Genomic DNA, 18,815 nt, shown 5'->3' with positions numbered 1-18,815 from the left:
CAGGTATCCATAGGTTTGCTGAAGTTGCCGTCCTTTCGGGGAGGGCGACTTTTTTCGCTTTTTTTCGCTTTTTTTTCGCGCATAACAGGTAAAATGGTATTTTTAGGCAGGAAAACAGCGAAAGAAAGCGAATGTATCTAGGAATCGGAAATCTTACAGTCAAGACTATTATATGTAAAAAATTAGAAGCGCACATTTGAGAGATTTATGCTACAATGACTGAGGAACAAATTACAACTTTGTAACATTTGTAGATGGTCACTCTAGGCAGAAGCATATATTACACGCAAGAAAAAAGGAGATGGCAGATTGAAGAACAAGACATTAAAAGCAATCATCGGTGGTAGCGTGGCAGCTGTTATGGCACTTAGTATTTCTCTTCCATTGGAAGCAAATGCGGCATCGAATGAATCGACAGTAACAATAAAAGGCACAAGTTATGAGCAAATATTACAATATTTTAAACAAGCTAATCTTGAGGGATTCCCTTTTTCGAATAGCACAATCGTGGTAACTAAGCCGCAAACTGGAACAGTACCAAACAAAGACAACACGACCACAACTACAACTACAAAACCGGTTACAAAGCCAGCAGACACAACTACTGTAACTAAGCCAACTGATAATACAACTACAACAGGTGCTGTGAGCAATAAAGGAACCTATGTTCAGCAAATCGTAACGCTGGTAAACAAAGAACGTGCAGCAGCTGGTTTGTCACCTGTAGCTGGATTGGACAGCCTGCACAAAGTTGCCGCTACAAAAGCTACAGATATGCGTTCGAATAACTATTTCTCACATACTTCACCTACGTATGGTTCACCTTTTGATATGATGAAATCCTTTGGCATCACTTATAAAGCCGCAGGTGAGAACATCGCAATGGGACAAAAAACACCAGAAGAAGTAATGAAGGCATGGATGAATAGTCCAGGTCACCGCGCTAATATTTTGAATGCTAACTTCAATTATATCGGTGTCGGTTATGATAATAATTACTGGGTTCAAGAGTTTATTGGTAAATAATACGCGTAGATGCTTCAGGAAGAAATCGTTCTCCGATGTAAGTCGGGGAGCGGTTTTTTTTGTGTGGTGAAGAATAAAAATGCAACAAAAAAAGAAGTAAGGAACTTGTCCTTACTTCTTCTGTCTAGCTCTATGGGTTATGCAGGGGTCGAACCTGCGACCTGCCGATTAAGAGTCGGCTGCTCTACCAGCTAAGCTAATAACCCGTAATGTCTAAAGAGTCAACGGTGAATATTATATAATGGCATTAATTAAAAAGCCAGTATTTTTTTATTTTCAAAAAAGTCCACACTCGTTCCTCGGCAAAAACACTGTAGCAGCGGGATTTTTTTCTTTGCTAGACATTTGCAAAACTTGTATGGAAGAATTATGTTTATGTAACATAGTTAAGATCTTTGTAAATTGTGGAACAATACATAATAGAACGGCATACGGAGGGATAGCTTTGAAGGATTCGAAATGGACATGGCGCAGCGTCAGCTTGATTTCCATAGTAACAACTATAGTTTTGATGGTTGGTTTAGTTTATGCGGTTAAAGATATTATCTATCCGGTCGGAGAGGTTACCGAGAGCAGCTTGCCTCAGCAAACAGCCGCACCGGTGACGGAGACTGTCAAGCTCCTCAAAATTGTTGCGCTCGGGGATTCGCTTACCAAGGGGACCGGTGATAACACCGGAGAAGGGTTTGTTAAGCGTACGGTTACTGGTTTATCCGCAAAAGGTGTCACAGTAGACTTTTTAGGCAATATGGGGATTAACGGGTTGACTACTGCGGGGCTGTTAAGCAAACTGAACGAAGATGGTGTGGAGTATGCCTTGCGCATGTCGAATGTTGTTCTGCTATCCGTCGGAGGAAATGATCTGTTTAAGGATTCGGATATTCTTGAGAATAATGGGGCGCAACAGGGCAACACAACTTCATCAACCTCTGGGCAGGAGCTGACTCCAGAGTCTTTATTAGCCGCTCTGCCAGAAGCAGCAGCTAGACTGGAGAAGATTCTCGATAAAATCTCACAGATCAATCCGAATGCGCAAGTTTACTATATGGGGCTGTATAATCCCTTTGGCGATATTCCAGAATTACTGGCACCAGGCAATCAAGCGGTAACGAAGTGGAATAATACGGCAATGGATATTATTAATGAGCATAGCAACATGACCTTGGTTCCTACGTTTGACTTGTTTAACAGACATTTGGACAAGTATCTATCCACCGATCATTTTCATCCTAATGGTGATGGCTATCAGCGAATCGGAGAACGGTTCATACAGGCTGTGCAGTAGTATATAGGTGAGTGTTAAATTTTGCAGTAAGATCATGTAGGTAAATGCCCTTTGAGCAAGTACAAACCGAGAAAATGACAGTCACAAGGAGCTAAATTAAATATGACAAAAGCGAATAGTGAAGACTCCGGCACAGTCGTCTTGTCTGTGGACGGGGTACGTAAAAAAATAGGACGAAAATGGATTATAGATGATGTCACTTTCGATGTGAGAAAAGGGGAGATTTTCGGCTTTCTCGGGCCTAATGGGGCTGGGAAGACGACCACGATCCGCATGCTTGTGGATTTGATTCGACCTACTGAGGGCAAGATTACAGTATGTGGGTACAATGTGAACCGAAATCCGGAAAAAGCATTGCAATATGTAGGCTCTATCGTTGAGAATCCTGAGGTATATACCTATTTGACCGGGTGGGAGAATTTGCAGCATTTTGCCCGGATGCAGCCTGGCGTAGACAATGAACGTATTAGCGAAGTGGTAGATATTGTTCGATTAGATCAGCGGATACATGATAAGGTAAGTACATACTCGCTTGGGATGAGACAACGATTAGGCATTGCGCAGGCGCTGTTGGGACGTCCACGGCTGCTTATTTTGGACGAGCCGACGAATGGACTTGACCCTAAAGGCATTAAAGAGCTGCGAGAATTCATTCGCAAGCTGGCGGATGAAGGGCTGGCGGTGTTCGTATCGAGCCATCTGCTTAGTGAAATTCAGCTTCTTTGCGACCGTGTAGCGATTATTAGTAAAGGGCGTGTATTGGCAGTAGGTGCGGTAGATGAGCTGATCGCTCGTAATTCGCCGTATGTACTTTGGGAGCTGGAGCCTTTTGCTGAGGCCCGGGAAATGCTGGCTGATCGTTCAGATATTCAAATTCAGAAACTGGAAGACGTCACATTAGATGACTCAATTATTGCCGGGATGGGCCCCAATTCTTTAATAACGATCATGGATCAGGATCTGATCCCCGAGATTGTGGCCGTAATGGTTACTGCTGAAATTGAGGTGAGAGCTGTGCATAAAATTAATCCGACACTGGAACAGCTATTCTTGAAACTAACGGAGGGTGAGAATGTTGAGTAACTTGCTTCCGCTAATCCGTAATGAGTGCTTGAAGATTATAAAAAAGAAACGGTTTTATGTTATACTGCTGATTCTGATTGTACTGGTGCCTATGTTCACCTATGCACAGATGCGTTCAGCCGAACGGAGTCGGGAGAAATTTAATTCCGATTGGCGGCTTGAGATCCAGCAGCAGATTATCGATAATCAAAATTCACTGGGCAGTGACCGGATTCCAGAGGAATGGAAGACTTATCGGCGAATATTTGTACAACAGCTTCAGTATTATCTTCACCATGACGTTAATCCGAATGAACCTAGCGGGGTTACCTTTACCCGAGAATTTATGGATAATTCGGTTACATTATTTATTCCATTGCTCATTATGGCGGTCGCCTCAGATTTGGTCTCGGCCGAAAGGACAACTGGAACTATCAAAATGCTGTTGACTAGGCCGGTCAAGCGTTGGAAGGTGCTTTTTAGCAAAATGACAGCACTGCTAATGTTTGTCTCGCTTATCGTACTTTCCACATTTGCAATCAGTTACTTTATCTCTGGTCTTGCCTTTGGTTTTAAAGGTTTTAACATTCCTGTTTTTACAGGCTTTAAAATCAGTGGTGATTCGCTAGATATGTCTACTGTACATGCAGTGCCCCAGTGGAAATATATGCTTATGCAAGGTGGTTTGATTTGGTTCGTCAGCGTAGTGGTTGCACTGCTCGCGTTCATGATCTCGGTGCTTGTTCGTAGTACTGCGGCGAGTATAGTAGTTATGATGGCAGCGCTGATTGCAGGTAGTATACTGACCAATATGGCCTCTGCCTGGACAACAGCAAAATATTTATTTATGGTAAATCTTGGACTGACCAGCTATTTGTCTGGTACTCCCGCCCCCATTGAAGGGATGTCCTTGTCATTTTCCATGGCTGTGCTGGCTGTATGGGGGGCCGCTTCGGTGATCATTTCATTCGCCGTCTTTACGAAAAGGGATATTTTGAATTAGAATGAACAAAGTGACCAAAACGTTTGTTTGCATTTCTTAGAAATATAGGAGAGTATAATTTCACGTTATATTCTATCCTTAGGTTTTTGGCAGTAACGGATACCGTTCTTAACATAAAGGACGGCCAAGCCGTTTCTTCTTAGTATAGAGAAAAGAAGGAGGAGCATGAATGCTCGAACAGATCGATATGTTTGCTGAAGTTTCTAATAACGGCGAGAATGGCCGTACTGGATACGATGCTGACGACATTCAAGTGCTCGAAGGTCTGGTTGCAGTACGCAAACGACCTGGCATGTATATCGGCAGTACGAGTTCTTCAGGACTACATCATTTAGTATGGGAAATCGTAGATAATGCCGTAGATGAGCATTTAGCCAAGTATTGTACAAAGATTGACATACTGCTTCGCAAGGATGGCTCGGTAACCGTTAGCGATAATGGACGGGGGATCCCAACTGGAATGCATAAGACAGGGGTACCTACCCCGCAAGTTGTATTTACAATTTTGCATGCGGGCGGTAAGTTCGGTGGATCGGGTTATAAAAAATCAGGCGGTTTGCATGGCGTAGGGGCTTCTGTCACAAACGCTTTGTCTGAATGGCTCGAAGTAGAGATTTATCGTGAGGGCAAAATCCATCGGCAGCGGTTTGAGTACTGGGTGGACAAGAAGGGCAAGGAGCATGTTGGCGAACCTGTAACTGGTCTTGAAGTTCTGGGTAACACCAATAAAATGGGTTCGAAAATTACTTTCAAGCCAGATATTCGTGTCTTCCCAAATGGAATTGCTCTGAATTATGACACGCTGGCAGAGCGGGTTCAGGAGATTGCTTTTCTGAATTCCGGTCTGCGTATTACACTGCAAGATGAGCGGAGCAACCGTCAGGATGAGTTCTTTTATGAAGGTGGAGCCAGTCAATTTGTGCAGTTCCTCAACGAAGGTAAGGATGTTCTCCATGATGTTATTCATTTCAGTGCAGAAAAGGATGATATCGAGGTAGAAGTAGCTCTGCAATACAACGGAGGCTACACAGAAACCTTGGCTTCCTTCGTAAACTCCATTCCAACTCGCAGCGGGGGCACACATGAGACCGGCTTTAAAACTGCGTACACTCGTGTATTAAATGAATATGCCCGCCGCACGCAATTGCTTAAAGAAAAAGATAAAAACCTGGAAGGTAATGATCTGCGGGAAGGCATGATGGCTGTCATCAGTGTAAAAATGTCCGAGGTTGAATTTGTTGGACAGACGAAGGATCAGCTTGGCAGTGCTTCCGCCCGTAGTGCAGTAGATTATATCGTTTCTGAAAATATGGCGCGTTTCTTGGAAGAGAATCCACAAGTTGCGCAGAGCCTGCTGAAGAAATCGATTCAAGCGTCGAAAGCCCGGGAAGCGGCACGTAAAGCCCGCGATGAGATCCGCACAGGCAAGAAACGCAGCGAAAGCTCGAATCTTGGCGGTAAGCTGTCTCCTGCACAATCAAAGGACGTTACACGTACGGAGCTGTTCATCGTGGAAGGTGATTCCGCCGGTGGTTCGGCTAAGCAAGGCCGTGACTCTAAGATTCAAGCGATATTGCCGCTAAAAGGTAAACCGATGAATCCGGAGAAAGCTAAGCTGCTGGACATCCTGAAGAACGACGAGTATAAAGCAATTATTTCTACAATAGGTGCTGGAATTGGTCCGGATTTCACCGTCGAAGACAGCAATTATTCTAAAATTATCATTATGACCGATGCCGATACCGATGGAGCGCATATTCAGGTACTGCTGCTGACATTTTTCTATCGTTATATGAAGCCTTTATTAGATGCAGGCAAGGTCTTTATCGCTCAGCCTCCACTTTATAAGTTGACCCGCAAAACGGGTAAGCTGGAGACTGTAAGGTATGCCTGGAGTGATGAAGAGCTGCAAAATTACTTAAAGGAATTCGGCAAAAACTTCGAGCTTCAGCGTTATAAAGGATTGGGCGAGATGAACCCCGATCAGCTGTGGGAGACAACGATGAATCCAGAGTCGCGTACGCTGCTTCAGGTACAGATTGAGGATGCCGCTAAGGCGGAGCGCCGTGTTTCAACACTTATGGGTGACAAAGTCGATCCACGTAAACGCTGGATTGTTGAAAATGTCGATTTCACCGAAATTGTAGAGTAATGTCAGTGCTGCAAGTGACGATAATCCCGATTTTCTAAGAGCTTGGTGATTTATGGGACCTAGGGGAATTTTGGAACTGTAGGAGCGATAATGCCCGGAATTCCAAAAAGCTCTGAAGTACCTGAGAATCACCACACTATTTTAAAACGGGCAGTTTGAGGAACAGAAGGTGAGCAAAGTGAGTAGTTTATCAGAACAATTTTTGCCGGCATTTCTGGAAGAGGTCGTCGGTGACCGCTTTGGTCGGTATTCCAAATATATTATTCAGGACCGGGCAATCCCCGATGTCCGTGATGGACTTAAACCCGTGCAGCGCCGGATTCTTTATGCGATGTACGACTCCGGCAACACCCCTGACAAGCCATACCGCAAGTCAGCCAAAACTGTCGGAGATGTAATGGGTAATTACCATCCACATGGTGACTCCTCTATTTACGATGGTATGGTACGTATGGCACAGCCTTGGAAGATGGGGCATGTGCTAGTTGACGGTCACGGTAACTGGGGCTCTATGGACGATGACCCAGCAGCGGCAATGCGTTATACAGAAGCACGGCTGTCTCCCATTGCAATGGAGATGATGCGTGATATCGAGAAGCGGACGGTCTTGTTTAAAGATAACTTTGACAATACCGCCAAAGAACCTGTTGTGGTTCCTTCCCGGTATCCGAATCTGCTCGTAAATGGCACGAGTGGGATTTCTGCTGGTTTTGCCACTGAAATTCCGCCACATAATCTGCGTGAAGTAATTGACGCTTGTATCGCAGTGATGCAGAAACCAAATATTGAGCTGGAAGAAATTATGACCTTCATGAAAGGTCCGGATTTCCCTACAGGCGGCACAATCATGGGCGGAGACGGCATCATGGATGCTTACCGCACAGGTAAAGGCCGTATTTACCTGCGCTCCAAAACAGAGATTGAGAATATGCGGGGCGGCAAGCAGCAAATCGTGATCACGGAAGTTCCATTCCAGATTGTAAAATCACGGTTGGTTACTTCCATGGAGAATATTCGGCTGGAGAAAAAGATCGATGGCATTGCCGAGGTTCGTGATGAGAGCGGCCGTGAGGGACTGCGGATTGTAGTCGAACTCAAAAAAGAGGCTGATGCTCAAGGCGTGTTGGCGTATCTGCTCAAAAAAACCGATCTTCAAATCACCTATAACTTCAATATGGTTGCTATTGTTAACAAAGCACCTCAGCAGCTTGGTCTAAAAGCCATCCTGGAAGCTTATATCGCGCATCAGCGTGAAGTTGTGACTCATCGCACCCAGTTCGATCTGGAACGCGCTGAAGACCGTGCTCATGTCTTAGAGGGCTTAGTTAAAGCACTAAACATTCTGGATGAGGTTATCGCTGCGATCAAAGCGTCGAAAAATCGTCAGGATGCTCAGAACAATCTCGTATGGATGTTCGGCTTCAGTGAACGCCAAGCCGATTCGATTCTTACTTTGCAATTGTATCGTCTGACCAATCTGGAGATCACTTCACTCCAGAAAGAGTTAGATGAAATGATGGCAAAGATTACACATCTGCGCGGCATTTTGGATAGCGACAAAAAGCTAGTTGCTGTAATTCGTAAGGAACTGCTGGAGATTCGCGACAAATACGGCATTGATCGCCGTTCTCTGATCCAAGGCGAAGTCGAGGAGCTCAAGGTTAGCCTTGAAGCGCTGGTCAATGCGGAGGATGTGCTCGTTGCTCTTTCAGCAGATGGTTATATTAAGCGGACTAGTATGCTTTCCTTCACCCGTTCTGGTGGGGAGCGTCATACCTCAGGCGTCAAAGAAGGCGATCATATCGTCAGGCTGCTGGATGTAAATACCCGTGACAGTCTGCTGGTATTTACCCGCAAGGGGCAATACTTCTTGCTTCCTGTGCACCAGATTCCGGAGTTTAAATGGAAAGAGCCTGGTACAGCGATTGTGAATGTTATTGGATTGTCTAAAGGAGATGGAATCGTTAGTGTGATTCCGGTTAATAATCTAGATGATCCGCAGCAGAGCCTTGTGTTTGTCACCCGCCGGGGTCAGGTGAAGCGTACAGAGCTCAAGGAATACTCTACAAGCCGTTCTGGAGCTGTAGCGGCCTGTAAGGTAGCCGAGGGTGATGAGATCATTACAGTGGCTTCTAGTACGAATGACAAGGACATTGTGCTGGTCACCCGTGAGGGAATGAGTATCCGATTCCATGAGAATGAGGTTAACCCTATGGGTCGCGTTGCATCCGGTGTAAGAGGAATTCAGCTGCGCGAGGGCGACGAGGTGATTTCCTGCTTCTGGGTCAGCGAAGATGAAGGCGAAATCCTTGCTATTTCTGATATTGGTTATGCGAAACGTTCATTACTTGTGGATTATCCATCACAAAGCCGTGGTGGCAAAGGAATGCCAACCTTCGAATTCAAGGAAGGCAAACGAATACGTCCAAATGGCAGCAGGTTAGCAGGGGCTTTCTATTGCAAGGAGCCGTTGGAACTGAACGCTGTTACCCGTGAGAATGCCCACCATACGTTCTCCTCTGAATCAGCGCCGCTGGGCGAGCGTCGTTCTACAGGCAAACAGATTGTAGCTGTGGAGAAAAAGGATGAGATCATAAATCTTTTCCCATCAGTTCATTAAAACTAGCGATTAACAAGTGATTTTATAACGGCGTTTAGTCCGCTCTTTTGGAGGGTTGACTAAGCGTCGTTTTTTATTTTTTTATGCTGAAGGTCCGGCAGATTTATTTTTTCTTCGTTTGCAGGAAATGGAAGTTGTTTCGCGAAAATGTAGATATACCGGATAGAACCGCGAGGAAAGGAAGGAATAAGTGTGCATGCTTCTGAATTCAGTAAAATTTGGCATAAGATTTTAAAAGATTATAAATTACATATGGACAGTAATCTTGCTCCAACGCTGACGGATGCCCAACTTACTGTACTTGAACTGCTTCAGGAACGCGACGCCATGAAGCCTTCTGATCTGGCTCCACATTTGGCGACCAGTCCTGCAGCGGTTACGATGTTACTTGATCGGATGGAGAAGCATGAGCTTATTGTGCGGGAAAGAGATGCTTCGGACCGGCGGATTGTATGGGTGAGCATAACGGAGACTGGAATGGAAGAAACTGCACGGGGTCTAAAGATCCGCAGTGACTTTTTTGCGGAAGCGCTTGATCCGATCTCCTCTCATAACCAACAGTTACTGCTCTACTTAATGGGCAAAATGGTTGTTACAACTACACCGGAGGGTTCTACACCTTGAAGCAAATAGCTTGGCTGTATCACTAGTGCATTTAGAGTATGTAGAAGCTTTTAGAGTGTTTTAGAGCAATTAGAGGCATCTAGATGTATTTAGTTGTATTTTGTACAGCTATTGTTTGCTATTTACTCGATTGATGTAATATAACTGTATTTTATACAACTATTTTTTTGATTTACTTCTCTTTTTACAGTTTCCCTGATTTTTAGTTGTAAAGAGTACACTTAAAATCCGACCTACTGTTTTTTTATTCGGAATAAGTGTATAGAGTGCAGTTATCTTACTTTCATTTCAGATTCCAACTAGGATCCACTACTGTACCACTACTGTACCACTACTGTACCACTGCTGATCCATCGCTAAACAGAGCGGTGGACCGTTAGCTAAGTTCAGGCTGGAAGGTGGAAAGGATGTTTAATCTCGAAAGGATGTTTAATCTCAAAGGGATATTCAATGCCCGGCTGGAAAAATCGGACTAAGCATATCCTGCGGAGCTAGGAAGAACACTCCAGCGTGGCCCCTCTTCCCATAGTCTGTTCAAGTAGCAGACGCAGAAACAAAAACAAGGCAGTGATTCTCCACTAACCGGAGAATCACTGCCTTGTTTTAAATAACAGGGTTTGTTTCATTGCCTAGAAAGGGCTGTTTTAGGACAGCCCTTCTTGTAGTGTTTCACGCGGCCACAGATCCCAAGGATGGGTTTGTGGGGGCAGAGAGATGAGTTCCACTTCTTCTTTAGTAACAGGGTGAGGGAATCCTACAAGTGCTGACCATAACGCAATTTGTTGCCCCGGTCTGTTCACTGAAGCCCCGTACTTCTGATCACCGTATAATGGACAGCCGATCGAACTCAGCTGCACCCGAATTTGGTGGGAACGCCCTGTAAGTAAATCAATCTTAAGCAGGCTGTATCCTTCTGCACTGTCAAGCACTGTGTAATCCAGAATTGCTTCCTTGCCGCCGGGAGTTCCTTTTCGAACCACGGTGACGGTGTTACTCTTTGCGTCTTTAAGCAGCGTATCTGTAAGACGGCCACGAGTGGCTGGCGGTTTACCATGCACGACTGTTAAATACACCTTATGAAAGCCGTGAGTACGGACACTCTCGGATAGTCTTGAAGCCGCTTTGGAAGTCTTGGCAAAAATCATTGCGCCCCCAACCGGTCGATCCAAACGGTGGACCAGACCTATATAGACGTTGCCGGGTTTGTTGAAACGTTCCTTCACATCTTCTTTCAGCAGGTTCAGCAGGTCAGGATCGCCTGTTGCATCCTCCTGAACAGGAATATTCACGGGTTTTACAATCCCCAGAAGATGGTTGTCTTCGTACAACACTTCAAAGCGTTGCGATCCGCCGCTTACAGCCTCATTGTTGCCGGAACTATGCTGTGTCATGGCTTACGCCTCCCAGCGACCCAGGATACCACATGGCAGATTCATGCCGGAGGAGGTGATCGGAAGACCGATTTCGCCGGAGGTAAGTTTTCCGCCATAACGTTTGCCCATGGTCATAGACAACATGTTGCGCAGTACAGTTGGAGAAATTCCTGTGGTGTAGGAATTAATGAGCATGAACAAAGGGTTGTCGCTCATAATCTCCATACAGCTCTCAAGGAAAGGATACAAGCTTGATTCAAGCTTCCACATTTCTCCACCAGGTCCTCTTCCGTAAGAAGGAGGGTCCATAATAATCGCATCATATTTGCTGCCGCGGCGTTGTTCACGTTGTACGAACTTGAATACATCATCCGTGATAAAGCGGACTGGACGTTCTCCAAGACCAGACAGCTGAACGTTTTCTTTCGCCCACTGCACCATACCTTTGGCTGCATCCACGTGAACGACAGACGCACCGGCACTCGCCGCTGCCACAGTAGCTCCACCTGTGTAAGCAAAAAGATTCAGCACTGAAATTGGACGGTTAGCCGCTGCAATCTTGTCCATCATCCAGCTCCAGTTGGCTGCTTGTTCCGGGAATAGTCCTGTATGCTTGAAGTTTGTAGGACGTAAGTGGAATTTTAATTTACCATAGCTAATCTTCCAATCGTCCGGAATGGTTTTTTTCATTTCCCATTGTCCGCCACCAGCGGAGGAACGGTGATAATGTCCGTGCACATCACGCCATTTAGCGGTCTCATTATTTAGAGGCCAAATAATCTGTGGATCAGGACGACGCAAGATAATATCGCCCCAGCGTTCGAGCTTCTCTCCACCGCCTGTATCAATTACTTCATAGTCTTTCCAATCGCTCGCTATATACATGATTTAATCCATCCTTCAAAAAAATTCATTTAGCCTTTATTGTACAACATTTCACCTGATTGCTACAAACAAATTACACCTCAGCCAGCTTCACCAATTATTTTGTCCAATGCTAATGAAGTGTATAATATTCCCATGCTTATGCGGCTATTCAACTGGTGCTTCATGACTTGATTGTGTATGATCAGATAGTAGAGTTCTTACCCTATTTACGATCGGAGAACTAAAGCTATGTTCAATCTCTCACCGCTGTATTTCCCTATAACTGCAAAACCCAACCACACTAGTGAGTTTCTGCCCAGCCATGCCTTGCAGCCGTTTATTCGCTGTTTTTGGGGTTCTGTAGATGTGGAGTCTATACAACAACCTGAGACGGAGACAATAATTCCGGACACCTGTATGGATATTATTTGGGATTTGGATAGAGAATCAGGCAATACAAACACTTTTTTCTCCGGCATTAATGACACTCCATTTGAAGTCTCTTCAGACAGAAAGCCAGGGGGGAGTTCAACCTTTGGTATCCGATTTCATTTCTGGGCGGTTCATTTTTTTGCAGATGATCATCTGCGGAATGTCTTGAATGCACATGTCGATGTAGAACAATATTTTGGCACTTTTAAAAAAGAGCTTGGTCATCTATTGGAGAAAGTAAACTCGATGGACGAAAGGATTGCAGCCGCTGAAGCCTATCTGCTTCGTCGTCTAGAGCGTAGAGGGCGGACTAACGATCGGATGATGAACGCAGTCTATACTATGGTTAAACAAAAAGGGATTGTGACCGCAGAGGATTTGGAGACCAGTTCTAATTTAAGCAGACGACAACTTGAACGGCTTTTTCAAGAATATATAGGTGTATCGCCCAAAAAAACAGCAGATCTCGTGCGGTTTCAGAATGTATGGCGTGAGATGTGTCATTTACCTGGGCAGACAAAGAATATGCAGGATCTTATTTTCGCGTATGGTTACAGTCACCAGTCCCATTTTATCAATAATTTCAAAAAATATGCAGGAAGAACCCCACTTGAAGCCTTGGTCTATGCAGACCGAAGAATGTCGTAATTTTGCAATACAAAGCGTGTCAACCTTGTTAGACTAAACCCAAGTAAGAAATGAGACATATTATGAGAATGAGAGGGGACAAGTTATGATTTCGACTTTTGAAGGGACTAACATTTACACTAAAGATACTGCGGTGTCAGCTAAATTTTATACGGAGGTACTAGGAATTCCTATGCCTTTCGAAGGTTACGGTAATTTCGACGGGGCAAAGCTTGGCTTTGGCAAGAAACAGCCGGGAATTATTATTTGGGATGCTGCAAAGTGGGAAAATCTTACGACAGGTTTTGTTAATTTAGTATTCGGCTGTGATAATCTGGATGAGACATACGAGCAGTTGAAAGCTAAGGGACTGGATTGTCAGCCACCTGTTACGATGGAATATGGCGGTAAAGAAATGAATTTTCGTGATCCTGATGGGAATCACATAACCTTGCTGGAAGGTGCTTATTAAGCATCTTTTAAGAAAAATGAGACGGAGCGCAAACCTCAACCGTGTGTAATAACGGGGAGTTTGCGTTTTTTTAACTTTATTTATTGACAATGATAATCATTATCAAATAGAATGAGGTGAAGCGTATATGATTTAAATTTAAGGTGTTAGTAGGGGAGGAACAGGAGTTTATGGCTAAAGTGCTTGTGGCATATGCTAGTTTAACTGGCAACACTGAGGAAATGGCTGAATTGATTGTAGAAGGAATACGCCAAGCAGGCGGTGAGGCTGTTTTGAAGTCAGTCACTGAATGTAATGCGATTGAGATAAAATCATATGAAGGCGTTCTGCTAGGGGCATACACTTGGGGAGACGGAGAGTTGCCGGATGAATCTCTTGATTTCTATGAGGAGATGGATGAACTTGATTTGACTGCTATGAAGTCAGCAGTTTTTGGTAGTGGAGATACAGGCTACGCCATTTATTGTGGGGCAGTGGATGTTATCGAGGAGAAGCTAAAGGAGCGTGGAGCAGTCATTTTGCAAGATAGCCTAAAGATTGAGTATGGCCCTAATGCTGCCGAAAAAGAAGCCTGCCGTCAATTCGGACGTCAATTCATCGAAGCCTGTATGGCGGTAACCTAAGATGGGTGGGCCAGTGGGAAGTTGGTTTAACAAACCAAGGGATGTACATAGCCCTCCGTATAAACGGCTGCACGATTATCGCATGGAGCATATTATGCTGGGCGGGACTGAGAATTTAGCTAGCGGAGCTCCAGCGACGGGGCTCCCACGCTGGCGCCAGCAGGTTCAATATGCTGTGGGGCATACACTTAATGACTTCTATAGTCTGTTGCCGGAAGTGCGAAGAGAGACACCTATACAATTTCTGTTAGAGCGCCGGTGGCCTCCTAGGGGAGATGCTTTTCCCTCCCTTTTGCAATATTGGGATATCAAAACGAGTGTAGCTGATGAGCTTATGCGTATCGTTTCAAGCAATCATCTACAGGAGATTCCAGTGATGTTATATGAACAGTGGCATGTCCCAGTTCCAGCGCTGAAATTGGAGTTATCGATGATTACGCAGCTGGCTTGGAACTCTTCAAAAAGTGGCCGAAGCGTGAACATTCAGAAATTTATGGTTAATGGCAATGAGGATATCATCACTGGATTTATGCATATGGCCAATGTTTTTTGCCATCATGCTTATGGTGAGCCAGCGGAGACCGTGGAAGTTTTCTCGCTGCTGGATGGACGTAAATACTGCTTTGATGGAGAGGCAATCTCGATTATGGAGTCACTGGATTATGTGCGTCTGTTATCCGTATTTCTTGAGCGGGAAGTGTTAGCTGACGGTTCCTTAAGCTGCAGCGATCGTAGAAATGAGAGAGGCGAAGCGAATTATTTACTATAATAAATAGACCTCCTTATCTGCAGGTTAGAACACCAGCAAGTAAGGAGGTCTTATTGTGACTGCTTTATTAAAATCTCAAGAGTAGGTCTGGGGATTAGCCGATATATCGGTAATAATCCTGTTTATTCTGAATGACAAAGCCGCAGCTCTCATACAGCTTAAGTGCATTGGGATTATCCAGTGCGACCTCCAGATTTACACCATTATAATTTTTGCGCTCTCGTTCGATGGTCTGAAGAAGGGCGCTGCGGCCAATGCCAAGCCCACGTAGCTTTTTGTCGACTGTAAATCCATAGATCCAGGATTCATTATCTTCAGTCCACACTCGCATCTTCCCAACAGGCCTGCCGTCCATCTCGATCATAATATTCTCTTGCATACCTTCCTGTTTGTGCAACTCATACTGCTCTGCAGCATCTTCTGTCTTCATATCAAAACCTCCACAATCCAGTTCGACCAGAATGTGTGCCTCTTCTTCACGAGCTGGCCGTAAGACGACAGTCCCTGTTGCTGAGCTGACATCAGATGACACCATGGAATTGCCATCCCATTTCATTTGATATTCAGCGTGATTGAACTGCAGAGGCAAGGTTTGCAGGAAAGCAGTTCCAGATGAAGAAGCGGCGGGTGCATTTAGAAGAAGAGTAGAGACTTTATTGCGCTTGATTATGGTTTGTGCTCGGTTCCACAGAGAGGTGAAGATTCCGCGTCGACGGTAGCCTGGCCGAACCATGCCACAGACCTCCATATCGCTTCCAAAACCATAGAGTCCCAAGAAACCGACCAGTAATTCGTCCTCATAAGTCACGAGCCATTCCGTATCACCTGCGCTTGATGGCTGGCGGAGCATATCCCAATTCAGTTTTAATGAGATTCCTTCATATTGCTCACAGCGTTGTTGTAATTCCTCAATATTCTTAAAAGTGTCGGTAGTCGTCAAACCCGTTTCCCCCTAAAGTGTATTTGAACTATTATAAGTTCGCATAGTTACTAAAAAAGCTTCGCGGAAACGGGAGCAGGTTTAAGCTCTCCCGCCAGTATTCCCGCTCAGCACGTCTTTGTACTCCGGGTGCTTCTCGAATTGATGCGCAGCATAGGAGCACACGGGTACAATTTTTAAATTCTCATTCCGAGCCTTGTCCACAACAGCACGTACAAGCTCTTGTCCAGTACCTTGCCCGCGCAGTTCTTCGGAGACACGGGTGTGGTCAATGACCAATTCCCCGGTTTCTTTATCCAAACTGTATGTGATTTCGGCAAGGTCCTTACCGTCATTAGCAACAAAAAAACGTCCGTTTTCATTTTGAATTTGCATCTTATGGCTTCACTCCTAATTAGTTATTGCCTATATTTTACTACCATGAATTGCAAAAAGCGAGGAGCGAACCAGATTGATTGTTCTTCGGGTTGAATGTTGTTTTCCTTGTTACCTGTGAATCGCAGTGCTGCATTTTTGTTCATGTGGGCAACTTGGCTATAGCAGAATATGAGCAAGTGAGAGTTAACTAACCTCAAGTATTTGTTTTGGTAAGCTGGGAACGGTGGAATGCTGGAAGTCTGGAAGTCTGGAAGTCTGGAATGATGGGAACGCTGGGAACGATGGAACCCCCGGAACCCCGAACTCCGAACTCTCGCTTGTCCTAATCCTCTGCGGAATCTAACGGACCCAATTGACGCTATTTGCACATTTTTAGTCATTTGAGCAAAGTTTCGGACCCCAGTGCAGCTATTCCTTTGGAATAGGCGCGAAATAGGCATTTATAGTGTCAATAGCGCCCATGGAGTCCGATCGCACGTAAAAAAGAGGATAATACTGCGAATAAGGTCAACTGTGTCCGATAGGTGTCCAATATCGTAGGATCCCAATCCGTCGCAGAAGCTTACGGTCCAGAGTCCTAATCCCCCGCTGATGCTTATGGACCAGAGTCCTGATTTCCCCACTGATGTTTACGGACCCAGCAGACGCTATTTGCACATATTTAGCCTTTTGAGCAAAGTTTCGGACCCCAGTGCAGCTATTCCTTTGGAATAGGCACGAAATAGGCATTTATAGTGTCAATAGCGCCTATGGAGTCCGATAGCACACAAAAAAGGGGATAATACTGCGAATAAGGTCAACTGTGTCCGATAGCGTAGGATCCTAATCCGCCGCAGAAGCTTACGGTCCCAATAGACGTTATTTGCACAAGGTCAACTGACCGATGGAACAAAATCCTAAACCTCCGTAGAACCTCTCGGACCCAGCAGACGCTATTTGCACATATTTAGCCTTTTGAGCAAAGTTTCGGACCCCAGTGCAGCTATTCCTTTGGAATAGGCACGAAATAGGCATTTATAGTGTCAATAGCGCCTATGGAGTCCGATAGCACACAAAAAAGGGGATAATACTGCGAATAAGGTCAACTGTGTCCGATAGTGCAGAGTTCTGATCTCCCGCTGAAGCCTGCGGATCGAGCAGACGCTATTAGCACAAGGTCAACTGAGTCCGATAGCGCAGAGTCCTGATCTCCCGCTGAAGCCTGCGGATCGAGCAGACGCCATTAGCACAAGCTCAGTTGTGTCCGATAGCACCCACGCTCGCGGAAATGACAGCTAAACCAGCGTGCAATGCAGAGAATTCGGTACTGAAATAGCAGCTAATGAATTTTTATGCACTCCCGTTTATAGAGTAGCTTGCGTATTCTCAGGATAATACAATAAGATTAAGAGAATATCTCACTACTGAAAAGAACCGCTAGCAGGAGGAATCATTGTGGAATACAAGGTTGAGGTTGAATTTGGATCGATTTATGAATTGTTGAACAGCTTACATACTTATCTCTGCAAAAAATCCTATAAGAAGATTGATTTAGGGGTAGCGTGGGCTAATGAAATTGAAAGCACGCTCAGTGAAGAGCTGTTATCCCGTCTGAAAGAAACCGAACTAAACAATGAGTGGAAAATGTTGAATCTGCTCATTTACTGTTGTCCATTTAAAGATGAAGTAGACAGTGTGTTGAACTGGATTGAAGGGTTATCGGTTGGCGAGTTATATGAGACCTTATCAAAATATGTAAAGGTATTTCCAAGCCATATGGAGGATTACCGTAACCGCGTAGTATTTTTACTCTCCGAGTGGAACCGCCAGTACTTTAGCCAATGCAATCCTGCGATTTTGAGCAAACTGCAGCAGCATGCGGATGCCAAGAACATGGAGCTTAATGGACTGGACACTGCGGATTTCGTGAACAAGACGACCAACGGATTTTACTTCATGCCTACGGATGGGCTTAAGAAGCTCGTACTGATTCCACAGTATCATTTTCAGCCTGCTAATATTATCTATTGCTACGGTGAATTAACGATCTGCCATTATGCGGCGTGGATATCGATGGAGAATGAGGAAATCTCCCCTTTTATGTACAGAGCGATCCGTAGTCTGAGTGAAAAAAGCCGGCTAAAAATCCTCCAAGCCCTTAGTGGTGGCCGTAAGACGTTTACCGAAATTGTTAAGCATGCGGGGATCTCGAAGGGGATTGTGCATGATCATATTTTTAATCTTCGTTGTGCAGGTTTACTTCATGCCTATATTGAAGGGGAGAATGTCACCGGATACAGTCTGCGTCTTGAAGGCATTCATCGGATGAATGAGCAGCTATTCGAGTATTTGAAATAATGATTTTTAAAAAATATAACCGCCTGAAAGCCAGGACTTCTCTTATGCAGAGAGGGTTTTGGCTTTTTTTATTTGTTTTAATTATCGCCTAATTCTGTTTATGGAGAATTTTTTTGAAGTTCTCTCTTTACAGAACTAGAAAACCTTTCTATAATGAACATCAGATGTTATTCATACTTAACGGGTAGGAATTATAGTCATTATTCTATTCAGAGAGAAAAGGGA

At 44.8% G+C, this 18,815-nt stretch carries 16 protein-coding genes and 1 tRNA gene; 12 read left to right on the top strand and 5 right to left on the bottom strand.

Features of this window, described 5'->3' with window-relative positions:
• The first annotated feature begins 309 nt into the window (after positions 1–309).
• Positions 310–1,026, top strand: a complete 717-nt coding sequence (locus tag NSQ91_RS21185; RefSeq protein WP_036685704.1) for a CAP domain-containing protein — start codon at positions 310–312, stop codon at positions 1,024–1,026.
• Between the two features lie 133 nt (positions 1,027–1,159).
• Here the strand turns inward: NSQ91_RS21185 and NSQ91_RS21180 are convergent.
• A tRNA-Lys gene (locus tag NSQ91_RS21180) sits at positions 1,160–1,232 on the bottom strand.
• Positions 1,233–1,471: 239 nt separating this feature from the next.
• On the opposite strand from NSQ91_RS21180, the gene NSQ91_RS21175 reads away from it, so the two are divergent.
• The 6 genes from NSQ91_RS21175 to NSQ91_RS21150 all read left to right on the top strand — a co-directional run bounded on the left by NSQ91_RS21175 (position 1,472) and on the right by NSQ91_RS21150 (position 9,772).
• Positions 1,472–2,311, top strand: coding sequence for a GDSL-type esterase/lipase family protein (locus NSQ91_RS21175; RefSeq protein ID WP_076127595.1), 840 nt, complete (start codon positions 1,472–1,474; stop codon positions 2,309–2,311).
• 102 nt (positions 2,312–2,413) lie between these two features.
• The gene (locus NSQ91_RS21170; protein ID WP_036685707.1) at positions 2,414–3,394 is read left to right on the top strand and encodes an ABC transporter ATP-binding protein; all 981 of its coding nucleotides are present in this window, start codon (positions 2,414–2,416) and stop codon (positions 3,392–3,394) included.
• Entirely contained in the window at positions 3,387–4,376 is a 990-nt protein-coding gene (locus tag NSQ91_RS21165; protein ID WP_036685819.1) for an ABC transporter permease, read from the top strand. Before NSQ91_RS21170 ends, NSQ91_RS21165 begins: the two co-directional genes overlap by 8 nt.
• 169 nt (positions 4,377–4,545) lie before the next feature.
• Positions 4,546–6,528, top strand: a complete 1,983-nt coding sequence (parE, locus tag NSQ91_RS21160) for a DNA topoisomerase IV subunit B (RefSeq protein WP_340919713.1) — start codon at positions 4,546–4,548, stop codon at positions 6,526–6,528.
• A 178-nt stretch (positions 6,529–6,706) separates the two neighbouring features.
• Positions 6,707–9,148, top strand: a complete 2,442-nt coding sequence (gyrA, locus tag NSQ91_RS21155; RefSeq protein WP_076127599.1) for a DNA gyrase subunit A — start codon at positions 6,707–6,709, stop codon at positions 9,146–9,148.
• Positions 9,149–9,340: 192 nt separating this feature from the next.
• On the top strand, positions 9,341–9,772 hold the full coding sequence (locus NSQ91_RS21150; protein ID WP_076127601.1) for a MarR family winged helix-turn-helix transcriptional regulator: 432 nt from the start codon (positions 9,341–9,343) through the stop codon (positions 9,770–9,772).
• A gap of 644 nt (positions 9,773–10,416) precedes the next feature.
• Here the strand turns inward: NSQ91_RS21150 and NSQ91_RS21145 are convergent.
• Entirely contained in the window at positions 10,417–11,163 is a 747-nt protein-coding gene (locus NSQ91_RS21145; RefSeq protein ID WP_076219226.1) for an RluA family pseudouridine synthase, read from the bottom strand.
• Positions 11,164–11,166: 3 nt separating this feature from the next.
• A complete protein-coding gene (locus NSQ91_RS21140; RefSeq protein ID WP_036685718.1) occupies positions 11,167–12,030 on the bottom strand; it encodes a class I SAM-dependent methyltransferase in 864 nt (287 codons plus the stop codon).
• Between the two features lie 231 nt (positions 12,031–12,261).
• Here NSQ91_RS21140 and NSQ91_RS21135 point away from each other — a divergent pair, with 231 nt between their 5' ends.
• From NSQ91_RS21135 to NSQ91_RS21120, 4 genes are all read left to right on the top strand, one after another.
• On the top strand, positions 12,262–13,092 hold the full coding sequence (locus NSQ91_RS21135) for an AraC family transcriptional regulator (protein WP_076304048.1): 831 nt from the start codon (positions 12,262–12,264) through the stop codon (positions 13,090–13,092).
• Between the two features lie 85 nt (positions 13,093–13,177).
• Positions 13,178–13,543 carry a VOC family protein gene (locus tag NSQ91_RS21130; RefSeq protein WP_076304049.1) on the top strand — a complete coding sequence of 122 codons (366 nt, stop codon included), beginning with the start codon at positions 13,178–13,180 and terminating at the stop codon, positions 13,541–13,543.
• Positions 13,544–13,713: 170 nt separating this feature from the next.
• Positions 13,714–14,166 carry a flavodoxin gene (locus tag NSQ91_RS21125; RefSeq protein WP_076127609.1) on the top strand — a complete coding sequence of 151 codons (453 nt, stop codon included), beginning with the start codon at positions 13,714–13,716 and terminating at the stop codon, positions 14,164–14,166.
• 1 nt (position 14,167) lies between these two features.
• Positions 14,168–14,935, top strand: a complete 768-nt coding sequence (locus NSQ91_RS21120) for a hypothetical protein (RefSeq protein ID WP_076304050.1) — start codon at positions 14,168–14,170, stop codon at positions 14,933–14,935.
• 94 nt (positions 14,936–15,029) lie between these two features.
• On the opposite strand, the gene NSQ91_RS21115 is transcribed toward NSQ91_RS21120, so the two are convergent.
• Positions 15,030–15,875 carry a GNAT family N-acetyltransferase gene (locus tag NSQ91_RS21115; RefSeq protein WP_076304051.1) on the bottom strand — a complete coding sequence of 282 codons (846 nt, stop codon included), beginning with the start codon at positions 15,873–15,875 and terminating at the stop codon, positions 15,030–15,032.
• Between the two features lie 81 nt (positions 15,876–15,956).
• Entirely contained in the window at positions 15,957–16,250 is a 294-nt protein-coding gene (locus NSQ91_RS21110; protein ID WP_036685732.1) for a GNAT family N-acetyltransferase, read from the bottom strand.
• A gap of 1,437 nt (positions 16,251–17,687) precedes the next feature.
• Here NSQ91_RS21110 and NSQ91_RS21105 point away from each other — a divergent pair.
• Entirely contained in the window at positions 17,688–18,590 is a 903-nt protein-coding gene (locus tag NSQ91_RS21105; protein ID WP_076278772.1) for an ArsR/SmtB family transcription factor, read from the top strand.
• The last annotated feature ends 225 nt before the right edge of the window (positions 18,591–18,815 follow it).

It is taken from the genome of Paenibacillus sp. FSL R7-0048, assembly GCF_038004505.1.
Taxonomy (GTDB): Bacteria; Bacillota; Bacilli; order Paenibacillales; family Paenibacillaceae; genus Paenibacillus_AQ; species Paenibacillus_AQ odorifer.
Note: the sequence above shows the minus strand (reverse complement) of the source record. Positions and strands in the feature narration are given on the sequence as shown.

What these genes read in the sequence shown, in the direction of transcription:
- NSQ91_RS21170 (WP_036685707.1), top strand. Translation starts at nt 2,414, where the DNA reads ATGACAAAAGCGAATAGTGAAGACTCCGGCACAGTCGTCTTGTCTGTG.
- parE (WP_340919713.1), top strand. Translation starts at nt 4,546, where the DNA reads ATGCTCGAACAGATCGATATGTTTGCTGAAGTTTCTAATAACGGCGAG.
- NSQ91_RS21145 (WP_076219226.1), bottom strand. Translation starts at nt 11,163, where the DNA reads ATGACACAGCATAGTTCCGGCAACAATGAGGCTGTAAGCGGCGGATCG.
- NSQ91_RS21140 (WP_036685718.1), bottom strand. Translation starts at nt 12,030, where the DNA reads ATGTATATAGCGAGCGATTGGAAAGACTATGAAGTAATTGATACAGGC.
- NSQ91_RS21135 (WP_076304048.1), top strand. Translation starts at nt 12,262, where the DNA reads ATGTTCAATCTCTCACCGCTGTATTTCCCTATAACTGCAAAACCCAAC.
- NSQ91_RS21130 (WP_076304049.1), top strand. Translation starts at nt 13,178, where the DNA reads ATGATTTCGACTTTTGAAGGGACTAACATTTACACTAAAGATACTGCG.
- NSQ91_RS21125 (WP_076127609.1), top strand. Translation starts at nt 13,714, where the DNA reads ATGGCTAAAGTGCTTGTGGCATATGCTAGTTTAACTGGCAACACTGAG.
- NSQ91_RS21120 (WP_076304050.1), top strand. Translation starts at nt 14,168, where the DNA reads ATGGGTGGGCCAGTGGGAAGTTGGTTTAACAAACCAAGGGATGTACAT.
- NSQ91_RS21110 (WP_036685732.1), bottom strand. Translation starts at nt 16,250, where the DNA reads ATGCAAATTCAAAATGAAAACGGACGTTTTTTTGTTGCTAATGACGGT.